Genomic DNA, 15,821 nt, shown 5'->3' with positions numbered 1-15,821 from the left:
ATAACAGATGCTTATGCATAGGAGGCATTATGAAATTTATACATACCGCGGATTGGCATTTGGGAAAACTGTTTTATGGAGGATATCTTACTGAAGAACAAGAATGGATATTAAAAGAGCAATTTATCCCTCTTGTAGATGAAGAAAAACCGGATGTTATTTTATTAGCCGGGGATGTATATGATAGATCTGTTCCTCCTGCAGAAGCAGTAGATTTATTTAATGAAATAGTATATGAAATTTGTGATAAAAGAAAAATTCCAATGATTGTTATTTCCGGCAATCATGACAGTGCAGAACGCTTATCTTTTGCATCTCATCTTTTACGTAAACAGGGACTTTATATATGCGGAGAACTGGGAATAACTACGAGCCCTATTGTTTTAAAAGATACATGGGGAGATGTAATTTTTGTTCCACTTCCTTATGCGGAACCTAGTGTGATTCGTCATTATTTGCAATGTGATGCTATTCGAGATCATGATAGTGCGGAGCGGGCTTTATCAGAAAGTATATTAGCAACATTACCTCAGCATTCTCGTAAGATTGCTATTGCACATGAATACGTAGCAGGTGGATTGGCAAGTGATTCAGAAAGACCTTTAGATATCGGAGGTACGGAACAAATTCAAGCAGATATTTTTAAAGACTATAATTATACTGCATTGGGACATTTGCATGCTCCACAGAAAGCGGGGTCAGATGTTATTCGTTATAGTGGGAGTTTATTGAAATATTCTTTTAGTGAAGTAAAGCAGAAAAAAGGTATTATTGTTGGAGAAATTAATGGAGAAGGGCAGGTAACTACTCGTTTTATACCATTAAAACCAAGACATAATGTAAGAATTATTACCGGTACTTTTGCAGAATTAATGCAACAAGAAGATTTATATAATGATGATTTTATTCGTGCTGACTTGATGGATGAAAATCCTGTTATTGATGCGATGGCTCGATTGCGCACACGTTATCCACATATTATGGCATTAACCAGTAGAAGATTAACTAAAGAGGATAGTGGGGAGCGTCATCTTGATTTGCATAAAAAAGTTAGTGAACTGGATATGATAGAAATTTTTATGGAAGAGTTTAGAAATAGAAAATTAAATGATGAGGAAAAAAAGTATATTCAACATATATTAGAGGAAATTAAAGAAGAGGCGACCCCATGAGACCGATAAAATTAACTATGAGCGCTTTTGGTCCCTATGCTGATTTACAAGAGCTTGATTTTACTACGTTAGGAAATCATATGCTATTTTTGATTTGTGGACCTACAGGTGCAGGAAAATCCACTATTTTAGATGCTATGTGCTATGCCTTATATGGAAGAACGAGTGGTGAAATGCGAACTGGAGAAAGTATGCGTTCTTCCCATGCAACTCTTGAGCGAGAAACCTATGTAGAGTTTGATTTTTGTTTGGGGGATAAGTATTATCGTGTACATCGAAGCCCTACACAACAGGCAAAACGAAAACGTGGAGATACTGATAAACCGGTAGAAAAAGCTGGTAAAGCACTTTTTAATGAGATTGATAACAAAGGGAATGTTATTCGAAACATAACAACTAAGGGTGTAGAAAAAGCGGTGGAAGATTTATTGGGAATCGGATTTGACCAATTTCGACAAATTATTCTTTTACCGCAAGGAGATTTCAAAGATTTATTGTTGGCAGGTTCCAGTCAACGGCAAGAAATTATGCAGAAATTATTTGGAACTTACAGATATGGGTTAATTGAGCAAAAATTAAAAAGAATGGTCTTGGATTTAGAGCATGAAGTAACAGGAATGAGAGAACGAATTGCAACTCTTTTGACTACACAGGAATTTGCAAGTACAGAAGCGTTAAAACAATGTATTATCCAAGATGCGGCGTTAGAAAAAGAAAAAAGAAAAAAATGGAAAGAGTTGGAGCAAAAACAAAAGCTTTTCCAAGAGTCTTATAGTAAGGTGGTTGCACTTAATGATGCTTTTTCTCGATTATCTATAGCAAAAGAATCTTTGTCCGGATTGGAGTCAAAGCATAAAGAGATGCAGCAGAAAACCATTGAACTGGATAAAATTAAAGCTGCAGAACGGTTAGCACCTACTCGAAATGCTTTAGTAGAACTTTTTAAAAATCGATTGGATAAAAAGAAAGCTATAGAGAAGGGGATAAATCAATTTGAAATTATAGCAAAAAGAAAGGAAGAAGCAGAGCTTGCTTTTGATGCTATACAAAAAGATAAGGAAAAACAGGAAGAAATGGCAAAAAAACTTACCATTCTGACTACTTTAAAACCGGAAGTTGAAAAATTTGAGGAAATTACAGGAGCTTTAGCGAAGGCAAAACAAGAATGGGAACAAGCACAGTTAACTTATCAAAAATTAGATGATGTGTATAAAACGGCAGAAGAGAAAGTAAGGTTGACTCGAAATATTGCAGAAGCTTTAGCAGAAAAATTTACTCATAATCAAGCCTCTTTTTTGGCAAATACATTAGAAGATGGAAAACCTTGTCCGGTATGTGGTTCTTTAGTACATCCCAAACCGTCTGCTTATAGAGAAGAATCCATTACAAAAGAAGATGTAAAGCAAGCTAAAAAACAAGCGGTAGATGCGGAACAGATGGCAAAAGAAGCGAGAGGAAAGCATGAAGAGTACCGAAATAAAGAATTTCTTTTGAAAAAAGATACCTATGTGAGGACAGAAAGTCTCTGGGCTGAATTGCATAGAAAGATTCCGCAAGAATTTAAACAATTAAAAGTACTTAATAAAAAAATACAAGAGTTGGATTCTATCTGTAATTCTTATGAAAAACAACGACATCAAATAGAAACTTTGCTTAATGAATCTAAACAAGAGTTTGAGAAACAAAAAGCGTGTTTACAGATATTAAAAAATGATTTATCTGTACTTAATAATACCTATGAGAATTCTTATTCCGACTTTAAGAAAAAAATTAGGGAAGAAGGTTTTTCTGATGAAAAAGAACAGCAGAGATATAATCAGAGAATTCCTCAAATTAAAGAGTTAACAGAAGAGTTAACTGCTTATGAAGCGGATATAAAGTCTGCAAAACAAATTATTGAAAATGAGAGTAAAAGAATTGCCGGAGAGAAAAAGCCGGATATAGAGGCATGGAATAAACAAAGAGATACATTAGATGGTAAAACGAAAACGGTTTTATCAGAATTAACTAGATTGGAAGAACAATATAAGACACGTAAAAAGACTTTAGAAGAAATTGAAAAACTTGAAACATTAGGAGCGGAGAAAGAAAAGAAACATGCAGTTATAGGAGGTTTACATATGGTTATTCGAGGAACGGAGACTGGTGTAAATCTTGAAAGATTTGTTCTTGGTGCCTTGTTGGATGATGTAACTCGTAAAGCAGATGTAAGGCTTTCTGTCATGAGTGGAGGTCGTTACCAGCTGCAACGTGCTCGTGGTGAAAGAGTGGATGCCAGAAAAACGGGAGGATTGGATTTAGAAGTTATGGATAGTTATACCGGAAAGTCTAGAGTAGCTTCTACTCTTTCCGGAGGAGAAACTTTCTTAGCTTCTCTATCTTTGGCACTTGGATTGGCAGATGTAGTACAAGAGTACGCCGGTGGAGTCCATTTAGATTCTATGTTCATAGATGAAGGGTTTGGCAGTCTTGATCAAGAAACCTTAGATTTAGCCATGAAAACTTTAATTGCAATGCAAGGGCAAAACCGTATGATTGGGATTATTTCTCATGTATCAGAGTTAGAAGAAAGAATTACTACTCGTTTACGTATAGAAAAAACGCAGCGGGGAAGTATTGCAGCATTTGAAATAGATGGATAATAAAAAGGAAGCTATAGCTGTTTTTCTATAGCTTCCTTTTTAGATAAATAAATTATATTTCACTGGAGACTTTTAATAAGAAATAATTTTTCTTACCTTTTTTTACAATAATATGTTTTCCGTTTGTGTTAGGATGTGCGGTAATGGTTGCTTCAATATCTGTAATTTTTTCTCCATTGATGCGAATAGCTCCGTTAGAAACGTCTTCTCTTGCCTGACGTTTTGATTTAATAACTTTACCACTTACTAATGCTTCTACAATATTCATTGGAACACTGTGTAAAGTACCTCCCTTGGTATTGCGGAAAGCTCCTTCAATTTCTGCTGCACTTAATTCCTGTACATTGCCGCTAAAGAGTGCTTCTGTAACTCGAAGTGCTTCATTAAGTCCTTCTTGTCCATGAACGAAACGGGTTACTTCTTCAGCTAATTTCCTTTGTGCTTCACGTTTTTCCGGATGAGTATTTACTTCTTCTTCTAAGGCATTAATTTCTTCTTGAGAGAGGAAAGTAAAATATTTAAGATATTTTACTACATCACGGTCATCTTGGTTAAACCAGAATTGGTAGAATTCATAGGGGGATGTCTTTTGTGGATCCAGCCACACGGCACCGCCTGCTGTTTTACCGAACTTGGTTCCATCTGCCTTGAGCATTAATGGAATGGTAAGTCCATATACCGGAGCATCTGAACCGTCAATAGTATGAATCATATCAATACCGGCAGTAATATTTCCCCACTGATCTGCTCCTCCTATTTGGAGTTGCACCTTATAAGTGTTATATAAATGTTTAAAATCGATTGATTGAAGGATTTGATAGGAGAATTCTGTAAAAGAGATCCCTGTTTCTAAGCGGCTGGCTACGACTTCTTTTGCTAGCATTTTATTAATATTAAAATACTTGCCATAATCTCTAAGGAAGTCTAGTAAGTTAATTTCAGATAGCCAATCATAGTTATTAACAAAAGTAATATTTTCTTCTCCACCGAAAAGGTGTGTTAACTGTTTAGTTAAGTATTCTACATTATGTTGCACCTTATCCATCGTTTGAAGAACACGTTCTGTTTTGCGTCCGCTTGGATCACCAATACTTCCGGTACCTCCACCGATTAACATATAAGGGTGATGTCCTGCTAATTGAAAACGTTTTAAAATCATAAATGGAATCAAATGGCCGATATGCATACTGTCACCGGTAGGATCTACACCGCAATATAGAGCAATGGATTTATTTTTTACTAAATTATATAAACCGGTTTCATCTGTTTGTTGGTTAATCGCTCCACGCCATTTTAATTCATCAATGATATTCATATGAAGTAAGTCCCTTTCTGATAAATTTAGAATCTGCTTAATGAAGTATTTAAACAAAAAAGACGACCATAAACGATTGTAGGTCGCCACGCTATTCCGATAAGCAAGGCTATTTGATAAATATAGTGTATCATATTCAAAACTATATAGAAATATGAAAATTAAAAGCTATGTTATACTACAAACATATTTGAGATTTTTAAAAATAGAAATTATTTTAGGAGAACAATAATGGAGTTTTTATATGAAAGGACAGCACTTCTTATAGGGGAATCCGGTATAAAAAAATTACAAGAAGCAAAGGTGGCTGTGTTTGGTATTGGTGGGGTCGGCTCTTATGCAGCAGAAGCTTTAGCACGTGCCGGTGTGGGACATTTGGTTTTTATTGATGACGATATTGTTACAGAAACTAATATGAATAGACAGCTTGTTGCTGATTATACGACCATTGGTCAGTATAAAGTTGACGTAATGGAAGAACGTGTGAAAAGAGTAAACTCTTCTTGTGTTGTGCAAGCATTGGTCGCTAAATATACTCCATCAGCTATAGATTTTGTTTCTAATTTACAGGTTAATTATATTATTGATGCTATCGATGATATCTCGGCTAAAATAGCATTGGCAGTTTCTTGTCATGAACAAGGGATTGTTGAAATTGCTTCTATGGGTACAGGAAATCGATTGTATCCGGAGTTATTAAATATTACAGATATTTATAAAACAAGTTCTTGTGGATTGGCAAGAAAAATGAGAAAAGAGCTTAAGGAAACATGCGTAAAACGATTGCCTGTGGTTTGTTCAACAGAGACACCACTTAAATCGTTGGGGAATAATAAAATACCAGGATCCATTTCTTTTGTACCTCCTGTAGCGGGAATGATGATGGCAGGATATATTATTCGTACTATTTTAGGAGAAAGTATAGTCAGATAAAAGATGTGTTCTAATATGATAGAAAATAAGAATTACATATTTCTTATTTTTGTATTCATGCAATATGTAAAAGGTGAATCTTATGAAAATACATAAAATTTTAGTGCCGGTAGATGGTTCCGCAGCATCTTTTGCAGCTTTTCAATGGGCATGCGAATTAGCACAAACTTTTGGTGCACAATTACATATGGTATATATGGTACATGTGCGTTGGGAAAATTCAGGAATAGGTCGCATGCCTATCAGCGGAAGTACAGAAGAAAGTGATGCTCGCAAAGAGGGACTTCGTGTTATCAAGGAGTTTTCGGGGCATGCTCCTTCTGATATACAACCTATACAATTGATTGCTGTAGGGCCGCCGGCAGAAGGGATTGTTCATTTAGCTCATTCTATAGGTGTAGATTTAATTATTATGGGAAATCGAGGCTTGGGGATGGTAAAAGGATTAGCTTTTGGGTCGGTATCTTCTTATGTATTAAAGCATGCAAATTGTCCTGTATTAGTAACCAAAGAAAAAATACAAAAAGAGAATCCTGTTTGTTAGAAAATTAATGAGTGATTATATTGTTGACAGTATATGGGGTGCATGATACTATATTGTAAATTTATTTTTGTCGCCGGATAAGAATAAGAGCATTTTACGTGACCTGTAGGCTACATACGTTAATCGTTGAAAAGGCACGTAGAGTGCTTTTTTTGTTAATTAGCTGAAAGGAGAAGAAAACAAGATGTTTACTAAAAAGTCTTTATGCAAACAAAGGTATCGACGAAGATTTTATGTTTATAAATTATGTACTCTTGTTTTCTTTTAATGGGGGATATAAGAAATATGTTTATGTCAGTTTTTTCTTTACTATTAGTACTTTTTGCAGGTATCGGATATCATTTGGTAAGCCGTAAAATACCGGAAACGGGAAATCATTTTTTCGGTGTAGGAATGGCATATATTGTTGGTTTTTTTGTTTGTATGATATTGTTTTTATTTACTAAAGAAAGTTCTTTGAATACAGAACTTGGACAAATTTCTTGGCATTATTTTTTACTTGGAATTATGGTTCCCGGTATAGAAATCGGGTTCATTGCTATGTATCATAGTGGTTGGAAAGTCAGTAAAGCAGCATTAACTGCCGATGTATTAGTCACAAGCATTTTAGTTCTTGCCGGTGTACTCCTGTTTTCTGAACAGTTGAGTTGGATTAATATACTCGGTGTTCTGAGTTGTTTTTCCGGTGTTATTCTTTTAGAATCTTGAGGAGGGCATGATGAAAAATAAAGGTATATATTACGGCTCTCTATTATTAGTTGTAGTAGCTAATGTAGGATATCACTTGTCGAGTAGGAGTATTCCTGCTCAGGGAAATCAATTTTTAGGAGTAGGTCTTGCTTATATTATTGCTTTTCTTGTTTGTATGATTTGTGTCATTTTATTTAAGAAACCGACTTTAAAGGAAGATTTAAAACAGACTTCTAAAAGATATTTATTTTTTGGTCTATTTGTTCCCGGTTTGGAAGCAGGATTTATTCTCATGTATCATCATGGATGGCAAGTAAGTCAAGGAGCTTTAGTGGCAGATATATTGACTTCTGCCATACTGGCAACTATTGGTATTTTGTATTTTGGAGATAGGCTCGGAACTAGGAATATAGTTGGAATTATACTTTGCTTTATTGGGGTCATCTTAGCAGCTGTATAAATAGTAATTATAGAATGATTAAGATATGTATAGTTAAAAATGTATGCTATAATTGAAATACAGAAATGCTAGTAAGAATATATAATAAATAAAGCTTTATGTAAGAGATAATTTTTCAAAAGGAAGGATGGATGTATATGTTAAAATATAAAAAAATTATGGTACCATATGATGGCTCTGAACATGCAAAAAATGCATTGTTGCATGCTTGTGATTTAGCATCTGCCGCAGAGAATGCAACCATATACATCGCGTCTATTTGCAACATGGTGGCGGCTATGAGTAATTTTGATCAAGTATCTATTGCAGAGGGATGTCTTACTACGACATTGGCACAAGAGCTTGAAAATCAATGTAAGGCGGATTTAGAGGAAGCAACTGGACTTATTCCTAAAGGGATTGCATACGAAGAGTTATTTGAAATTGGATCTCCGGGACCGGCACTTTTAGAGTTGGCTGATGACAATCACATTGATCTCATTGTTATGGGAAGTCGTGGACTTGGACAAATTAAGGGGATTTTTATGGGCTCTGTTTCCAGTTATATGGTTAGTCGTGCAAAATGCCCTGTATTTATTATTAAATAAATTTTATAAGAAGAGCCGCCTATGGCGGTTCTTCTTTTTCATTATGGAGGAACTTTAATGAGTAATAAAAAATGGCTCAAGGGTGAAGTAAAAAAATGGGTCAAAGAGGATATTATTACCCAAGAAACAGGAAGTACCATATTATCTCGTTATCATGAAGAAGTACATTCTTATAAAGATGTATTTTTTATCATGGCAGCTATTGCTTTATTAGGCGGATTATTTGCAATAGGGGCCTCTGTATGGAGTCAATTATCCAGAGGCGAACAATTAATGGCAGCACTTACTCCCCTTGTTTTATCTGTGATTTTATTGATACTTGTAGTTTTATTTGATAAAAAAATCCCTTTATATCAACATTGGAATCAAATGGTTAAAGGGGAGAACCGTCTTGTTAAAGGTAATTTTACGGAAAAGGTACCGGGGCTTGAAGGAGAATCAGAGGAAGTTATAAGCTCTTATAAAATACCGTTTTATATACGTGAAATAATATGTGCATTTCATGGAGGTTCTTTGTTATTAGCTGTATATCTTATTCAAGATGCATTTTTTGTAGCAGGTACTTTACCTCTCTTATGTATACTTTGTGCTGTGGTATTACTCATTTTAATGTATCTTATGGAGTCAGTTTCTTTGGGGACTTTATGTGTAGTAGCAACGGTTGCTGCATCCCAATCTATAGATGCCGGCGGATGGATACATATGACGTCGTGGGTGCTTATGATAGCTTCCATTCCTTTTTTATTCAGTTTTATGAAAAGTGATAGGCAATATGGATTAATTATTCTTTCTTGGGTTTGGGCTATAGGTATATTATTTTTAATTTCCGGTATAACCAACATGGTTTGGAAAATGATGTTTTTTGTAGAGGCGGCTGCTTTTACTTGGCTTATTGGGTCCAGTATTCGTTCTCATATTATTGCAGGAAATGCTATTAGAGCATTAGGATCGGTTGGATTATTTTCCGTACTTCTTGTTAGTTCATGGGGAGAACTGTGGAATGATTCTGTTGAAGTAGCACAAGGGTGGATGTTATGGACATTTTTTATTGGACTTTTAATTTGTGAACTTTATTTTATTATTACTACATTAAAATTATCTGAATGGTTATCAGTGGTAGCGGGTGTTACACCTATTGCAATGTTGCTTGCAGCAGTTCTTTCTTTATGGGATGTATCCGGAGCTTCTTCTGCTATTGTGATTTCAAGTAGTGCAGGTATTTTAGCATGCAGTGTTATACTACGAGGGATACAGACAAGACGGAGTTGGCAGAGTATACTGGGGTTCATTGTTCTTTTTATGATAGGTGTTTTACGTATGGTGGATTCCACTTTATCGTTATCGCAGCGAGGAATTTATGCTATTATAATTGGTTTATTTATGATTCTAGTTTGTACTTTTCTCTATTGGCCTAAACGATTAATAAACCCGTTAAAACGAAAGAAAATATCTCCTAAAACAGTAGGAGGAAGCGAATCTAATGCACAATCTATATTGGAAAAGGAAGCGGAAGGAGGTCTGGGGCATGAGCAAAAAAAATAAAATTATTTGGATTGTTTTATTATTGATAATAGAAGTTGCTATCCTTTTTTGGATTCAAGGCAGATATCGCACTATTTTAGCAGAAGGTATAGCTTATCAAACACCTGCTTCTGTTGATATATATGAAGATTTTACCAATAAAAATTATCTGGATGTGAATATTCCTGTTACGAGTGCTGTATGGATGGGAAAACAATTACCGGAAATGGGTACTTTGATTTATTTGACACCGGATAAAGATGTTGAGGGAATGTTGTTTATAAAACAGGCAACAAAAGATAAACCGGACGGAGAATATATAGAAGCAAAAGTTTTAGGATATAAAGAAGGTCGGGTTCTTTTTGATTTTCCTACAGTTAGAGTATACTTAACTGAAAAACAATTTCAGAAGTTAGCTAAATTAGAGTTGACAGAACATATACAAGTTCGAGATGGAAAAGCAAAGAAAGTAACTACGGATGGAAAAGGAAAGATTCATGTCATAATAAGAATTCATGAGGGGAATGTAGCGATAGAAAGTCTTTTGTATAATGGAACTCCACTTGACTCAGCATATACTATGGTGGGAAATGATGACTATGTTATTCCTGCAGGTGAAAAATAATCTTATTTTAGGTGGTTGTAGTTGTATCTGATTTTTATGAGACATGGAGAAGTAGAAGAGTGCTCTAAGGCGGTAATAAATAAAGATTGTTCTTTGTCAACAGACGGTATATATTCTGTAGAACAAATCGCAAAATGGTCATCTCAAATTTTTAAAAATACGCCTGTTACTATTTGGGCGAGTCCTTATCTAAGAACCGTGAAAACCGCTATGATTATGAACTGATTCTTGTTGTATAAAGGGGTACAACTTACCGATACATTAATGCAAGATAGGTGGGGAGTTACTGCTTTAAGACTCATAAAGGAAGAAAGTCCTATCTTACCAGTTGGACATCAACCATATCTGCAATCGTATTTTATGACTATGGTATTTATTGCGATGAAAATTGTACCGGCAGGCATAGTTATACTAGAATATGATGTATCTTGGAAACAAGGAAAAGTGATAGGTTATATGACACAGAATTTTCTTGCTTGTCAATAATAGAGTATGAGTATTCGTAGGAGGAACTATGTTAAAAAAATGTTTAACCATTGCGGGATCTGACTGTTCCGGTGGTGCCGGTATACAGGCGGATTTAAAAACTTTTTCTGCATTAGGAACTTATGGGATGAGTTGTATTTGTGCACTTACTGCTCAAAATACAAAAGAAGTATCCATGGTAGAAAATATTTCACAGGTAATGATTACAGCACAACTTAGAGCTATCTATGATGATATTGTTCCTGATGCAGTAAAAACCGGAATGTTATCAACTGCAGAAACAGTCGATACCGTATCCACTTTTTTAGAAACTTTACATCCATCTAATTTAGTCGTAGATCCGGTTATGGTAGCTACCAGCGGTGCTAGGCTTCTTGATGAGGATGCTGTTCATCTTTATAGGACAAAATTGATTCCATTGGCTTCTGTAGTAACACCGAATGTTCCTGAAGCGGAAGTGCTTGCTGGAATGAAAGTTCAAACTAAAGAAGATATGAAACAGGCGGCGTTAAAAATAATGGAGATCGGACCTAAGGCTGTTCTCATTAAGGGCGGACATGCTGTACAAACAGCTACGGATGTTTTGTATAATGGTTATGAATTTATAGTATATGAAGAGAAAAAGATAGAAACTAAAAATACACATGGGACCGGATGTACATTGTCCAGTGCTATAGCAGCATTATTAGCGCAAAACTATTCTTTAGAAGAAGCTGTGCAACAGGCTAAATCTTATTTAACAGGTGCTATTAAAGCAGCAGCTCTACATAGTCCCGGACATGGTTATGGACCGGTATCTCATTTTTGGTTTTATAAAAATCCTTGGAGGAAATAAAAATGAATTCCTTTTTTGCATATTTTTCTCGATTAAAATTTATAAAACGTTGGGGATTGATGCGAAATGTATGGCCTGAAAATGATGCTGAGCATACATTACAAACAGTAGCTATTGCACATGGATTGGCTGTAATAAGAAAAGAAATTTTTCATGAACCATGTAATCCGGAGCACTGTGCTATGTTAGCGGTTTATCATGATGCCAGTGAAGTGTTTACCGGAGATTTACCTACGCCGGTTAAATATTTTAATGAGAGTCTTCATGAAGAATATGAAAAAATAGAAGATATGGCGAGAAAACGTTTATTGGAAACTTTACCTAAAGAAATGCAAAATTCTTATAAGCCATATGTAGTAGATATGGAAAAAGATGAGTTATGGCCTTTAGCTAAAGCAGCAGATATTATGTCTGCTTATCTAAAATGTGCAGAAGAACTGAATGCAGGAAATGTGGAATTTAAAAAGGCATATGATGAAACGAAAAAGAAGTTAAACGAATTAAATTTAAAAGAAGTAGACTGGTTTATAGAGCATTTCGCAGAAAGCTTTAAAGTAACATTGGATGAAATGGATTAAATAGATTTTTGTGTTAAAACTGTATGAAAATCCATAATCTAAAGAATATGAAGGAGTAGACGCGTGGCAGATATAAGGAGTTTATTAAATCGGTTCATGCATCGAGGAGATAAAAAAAGACGTGAAGACGATTATTTAAAGCAACAAGTAGAAACTATTTATAGAGTATATGTTAGTATTGTAGGACCGGAAAAGTTAATTTTAAATGCAAGTAAGTATGATGCATTAAAGTATATTCATGAAGAAGAAATAGGTAAGCGCCTTGTTGGATTACAGCGTTTAATTTTAGGAAGTAAAGATTTTTACAAAGAGCCTACATCAAAGGAATTTCCTTTGATTATGGATACACTTGAAAACAAGTTATCAGAGTTACTAGCACGTAAAACAGTAGAAGAACAACTCGAAAGGAAAATTGCTGAAAGATTAGAAGAAAAACATCAAGAGTATGTAGATGAAATCAAGAGAGAACTTTTAACTGAAGAAGACTCCTCTTGTGAAACTCCTCATAGTGCAAGGAAATTAAAAAAGTTATCGGCATTAGATAAAGTGAGTTTATCTAAGACAGCTTTTTCTTTAGTAAGACCTTCTAGGTTGATAGATATTATAGGACAAGAATCTGCAGTTAAAGCGGTTGCTTCACGTATAGCTTCTCCTTTTCCTCAACATATAATTCTTTATGGTCCTCCAGGTGTCGGAAAGACTACTACTGCCAGATTGGTATTGGAAGAAGCGAAAAAAATAGCTTATACTGCTTTTGGTGAAGAGGCTCCCTTTATAGAGTGTGATGGGACTACTTTACGGTGGGATAATCGAGATATGACGAATCCTTTGATAGGGTCTGTTCATGATCCTTTATATCAAGGAGCACAAAAGGATTTAGCCGAAGAAGGGATTCCGGAACCGAAACCGGGATTGGTAACACAAGCACATGGAGGAGTACTCTTTATTGATGAAATTGGGGAACTGGATCCTATTTTATTAAATAAATTGCTTAAAGTATTAGAAGATAAACGTGTGTTTTTTGAATCTGCTTATTATGATGAAGATAATGTAAGAATACCGGCTTATATTAAGAAACTTTTTTCTGAAGGGGCACCTGCTGATTTTATTCTCATAGGAGCTACTACACGTTTACCGGAAGAAATTAATCCGGCAATTCGTTCTCGTTGTGCTTCTGTTTTTTTTAATCCTTTGCAACCGGAAGGTGTAAAACATATTGTTAGAGATGCAGCTGAAAGACTGCATGTGGATTTAGAAGAGGGCGTAGAAGATGTAGTTAGTGAATATACTATGGAGGGGCGCAAAGCAGTTAATTTACTGGTAGATGCTTATAGTATGGCAGTATATGAACGAGGAGCAATCGATGATATACTGGTAACAAATGATATAATGAAACGTATTGCGCAATCCGGACATATGACTGCATGGAAACGTCGAATAGCATCAGATACGTTTAAGATAGGACATGTTTATGGACTGGGTGTATCCGGTTATTTAGGAAGTACTATTGAAATTGAGACGGTTGTTTATCCATCTGAAAAAGGTAAGGGGCGGATTCATTTTAATGATACGGCAGGGACTATGGCCAAGGATTCTGTTTCTAATGCAACAGCTGTAGTGAGAGCTCTTACAGGGAAAAGATTATCGGATTATGATTTATATATAAATATTGTCGGTGGTGGCAATATAGATGGGCCTTCTGCCGGTAGTGCTATTACTTGTGCTATTGTTTCCGCAATTGAAAAGAAACCTATTCATCAAAATATAGCTTTAACCGGTGAAATTTCTTTGTCAGGAGAGATTAAGCCGGTTGGCGGAGTGCAAGAAAAAGTATTGGGTGCTTATCAAGCAGGAATGAGTAAAATATTAATTCCAAAACTTAATGAATCGGATGTGGGAAGAACTTATATGGATATGCAGATTATTCCTGTAAGTACTATTCAAGAAGTGTTAACTCATATGTTGGCAGATAAGTAAAGGAGACGTTATGGCTCGTATAGAAGAGAAAAAGTGGGAAAAACGCGGAGGGAAATCTCTTACTGAAAATATGATAGTCAGTCGTATTCCTCCACAAAACTTAGAGGCGGAACAAGCTGTATTAGGGGCGATGCTTTTAGATAAGAGTGCTATTGTTACAGCGGAAGATATTTTACGTGCAGACGACTTTTACAGAGATGCGGATGGGATTATTTTTGAAGCTATTTTGAATTTAGCGAGAAATAATAAAGAAGCAGATATTGTAACTGTAACGGAAGAATTACGTCGCATGGGTAAGTTGGATGCTGTTGGCGGTGTTATTTATATTAATGGGTTAGCAGAAAAGGTTTTTTCAACTAAATCCGTTGGAGAACATGCTAAGATTGTGCAAGAAAAATCAAAATTACGCGGACTTATTGATGCGGCAGGGATTATTGCAAATAATGCATATAATGAACATGACGACGTACAAGAAATCGTTGATGATGCAGAAAGACGTATTTTAGAAGTTGCAAAAGACGATAGAAAGAGTGATTTTGTTCCTATTGGTGAAGCCGTACAGCATGCATTAGAAGATATTAATGAAAAGTTTCAAAATAAGGAAGGGGTTACAGGTCTTCCCTCCGGGTTTTCCAAGTTAGATGGGTTAACAAGCGGATTCCAAAAAGGTGATTTTATTATTACAGCAGCTCGTCCATCTATGGGAAAGACTGCGTTTATTTTAAATATCGCTAAAAATATGAGTTTGTCCAGTGACCATAAAACAGTAGCATTTTTCTCTTTAGAAATGTCAAGAGAACAGTTGGTACAACGTCTTCTTTGTTCTACAGCTTTAATTGACAGTCAGAAACTTAGAACAGGTCGTATTACCAGTCAAGAAGAATGGAGAAATTTAGCGGCGGCAGCGGGGCATCTTATTAATGCACCTTTATATATTGACGATACACCGGGGATTTCGGTATCAGAAGTACGATCTAAATCACGTAGACTGAAAGCGGAGCGTGGATTGGATATTATCATGATAGACTATTTACAGTTAATGAAAGGTTCTTCTAAGAATGCAAGTGATAACAGGCAACAAGAAATATCTGAAATATCTCGTTCTTTAAAGAGTTTAGCGCGTGAATTGAATGTACCGGTTATTGCTTTATCACAGTTATCACGAAGTGTAGAGTCCAGACAAGATCATCGTCCGATGTTATCAGATCTTCGTGAATCGGGATCATTAGAACAGGATGCGGATATGGTAGCATTTTTATATCGTGAAGCTTATTATAATAAGGAAATGCAGGATGACGATGAGAAGAATAATGTTACAGAAGTTATTTTAGCTAAAAATCGTAATGGACCTGTAGGTACCATTGAGATGTATTTTGCGGGACAATTTACTTTGTTCTATGAAATGACAAATCAAGAAGTTCCGGAAGATATGTAACTTGTTTATAGAAGGGATCTT

At 35.4% G+C, this 15,821-nt stretch carries 16 protein-coding genes; 15 read left to right on the top strand and 1 reads right to left on the bottom strand.

Annotated elements, in window-relative coordinates:
* Positions 1-29 precede the first annotated feature (29 nt).
* Both BCB69_RS05245 and BCB69_RS05240 read left to right on the top strand, forming a co-directional pair.
* A complete protein-coding gene (locus BCB69_RS05245; protein WP_069177213.1) occupies positions 30-1,172 on the top strand; it encodes an exonuclease SbcCD subunit D in 1,143 nt (380 codons plus the stop codon).
* Positions 1,169-3,814, top strand: coding sequence for an AAA family ATPase (locus tag BCB69_RS05240; protein WP_069177212.1), 2,646 nt, complete (start codon positions 1,169-1,171; stop codon positions 3,812-3,814). The genes BCB69_RS05245 and BCB69_RS05240 overlap by 4 nt, the downstream gene beginning before the upstream one ends.
* 52 nt (positions 3,815-3,866) lie before the next feature.
* On the opposite strand, the gene tyrS is transcribed toward BCB69_RS05240, so the two are convergent.
* Positions 3,867-5,129 carry a tyrosine--tRNA ligase gene (gene tyrS, locus BCB69_RS05235; RefSeq protein ID WP_069177211.1) on the bottom strand — a complete coding sequence of 421 codons (1,263 nt, stop codon included), beginning with the start codon at positions 5,127-5,129 and terminating at the stop codon, positions 3,867-3,869.
* Between the two features lie 231 nt (positions 5,130-5,360).
* On the opposite strand from tyrS, the gene BCB69_RS05230 reads away from it, so the two are divergent.
* The 13 genes from BCB69_RS05230 (at position 5,361) to dnaB (ending at position 15,800) form a co-directional block, all read left to right on the top strand.
* Entirely contained in the window at positions 5,361-6,062 is a 702-nt protein-coding gene (locus BCB69_RS05230; protein WP_107528616.1) for a tRNA threonylcarbamoyladenosine dehydratase, read from the top strand.
* 82 nt (positions 6,063-6,144) lie between these two features.
* A complete protein-coding gene (locus BCB69_RS05225) occupies positions 6,145-6,606 on the top strand; it encodes a universal stress protein (protein ID WP_069177209.1) in 462 nt (153 codons plus the stop codon).
* A 285-nt stretch (positions 6,607-6,891) separates the two neighbouring features.
* A complete protein-coding gene (locus BCB69_RS05220) occupies positions 6,892-7,314 on the top strand; it encodes an EamA family transporter (RefSeq protein ID WP_069177208.1) in 423 nt (140 codons plus the stop codon).
* Between the two features lie 7 nt (positions 7,315-7,321).
* Positions 7,322-7,756, top strand: a complete 435-nt coding sequence (locus BCB69_RS05215) for an EamA family transporter (protein ID WP_107528614.1) — start codon at positions 7,322-7,324, stop codon at positions 7,754-7,756.
* 137 nt (positions 7,757-7,893) lie between these two features.
* Positions 7,894-8,343: a universal stress protein gene (locus BCB69_RS05210; RefSeq protein ID WP_069177429.1), complete on the top strand. Its 450-nt coding sequence runs from the start codon at positions 7,894-7,896 to the stop codon at positions 8,341-8,343.
* A gap of 57 nt (positions 8,344-8,400) precedes the next feature.
* Positions 8,401-9,885, top strand: coding sequence for a DUF2157 domain-containing protein (locus BCB69_RS05205; protein WP_159049975.1), 1,485 nt, complete (start codon positions 8,401-8,403; stop codon positions 9,883-9,885).
* Positions 9,869-10,489 carry a hypothetical protein gene (locus tag BCB69_RS05200; protein ID WP_069177206.1) on the top strand — a complete coding sequence of 207 codons (621 nt, stop codon included), beginning with the start codon at positions 9,869-9,871 and terminating at the stop codon, positions 10,487-10,489. The genes BCB69_RS05205 and BCB69_RS05200 overlap by 17 nt, the downstream gene beginning before the upstream one ends.
* A 21-nt stretch (positions 10,490-10,510) precedes the next feature.
* Complete coding sequence (locus BCB69_RS05195) at positions 10,511-10,714, top strand: phosphoglycerate mutase family protein (protein WP_069177205.1); 204 nt, start codon at positions 10,511-10,513, stop codon at positions 10,712-10,714.
* A 6-nt stretch (positions 10,715-10,720) separates the two neighbouring features.
* On the top strand, positions 10,721-10,975 hold the full coding sequence (locus BCB69_RS05190; RefSeq protein WP_159049974.1) for a hypothetical protein: 255 nt from the start codon (positions 10,721-10,723) through the stop codon (positions 10,973-10,975).
* 28 nt (positions 10,976-11,003) lie between these two features.
* On the top strand, positions 11,004-11,810 hold the full coding sequence (gene thiD / locus BCB69_RS05185) for a bifunctional hydroxymethylpyrimidine kinase/phosphomethylpyrimidine kinase (RefSeq protein WP_022513239.1): 807 nt from the start codon (positions 11,004-11,006) through the stop codon (positions 11,808-11,810).
* 2 nt (positions 11,811-11,812) lie between these two features.
* Positions 11,813-12,388: a 5'-deoxynucleotidase gene (gene yfbR / locus BCB69_RS05180; RefSeq protein ID WP_022513238.1), complete on the top strand. Its 576-nt coding sequence runs from the start codon at positions 11,813-11,815 to the stop codon at positions 12,386-12,388.
* Positions 12,389-12,451: 63 nt separating this feature from the next.
* On the top strand, positions 12,452-14,365 hold the full coding sequence (gene lonC / locus BCB69_RS05175) for a Lon family ATP-dependent protease (RefSeq protein WP_335582818.1): 1,914 nt from the start codon (positions 12,452-12,454) through the stop codon (positions 14,363-14,365).
* Positions 14,366-14,375: 10 nt separating this feature from the next.
* On the top strand, positions 14,376-15,800 hold the full coding sequence (gene dnaB, locus BCB69_RS05170; RefSeq protein ID WP_083990021.1) for a replicative DNA helicase: 1,425 nt from the start codon (positions 14,376-14,378) through the stop codon (positions 15,798-15,800).
* Positions 15,801-15,821 lie beyond the last annotated feature (21 nt).

The sequence above is a fragment of the Dialister pneumosintes genome, assembly GCF_001717505.1.
GTDB classification, from domain to species: domain Bacteria; phylum Bacillota; class Negativicutes; order Veillonellales; family Dialisteraceae; genus Allisonella; species Allisonella pneumosinta.
The sequence above is the reverse complement of the archived record's forward strand: the minus strand, read 5'-3'. Positions and strand labels throughout refer to the sequence as shown.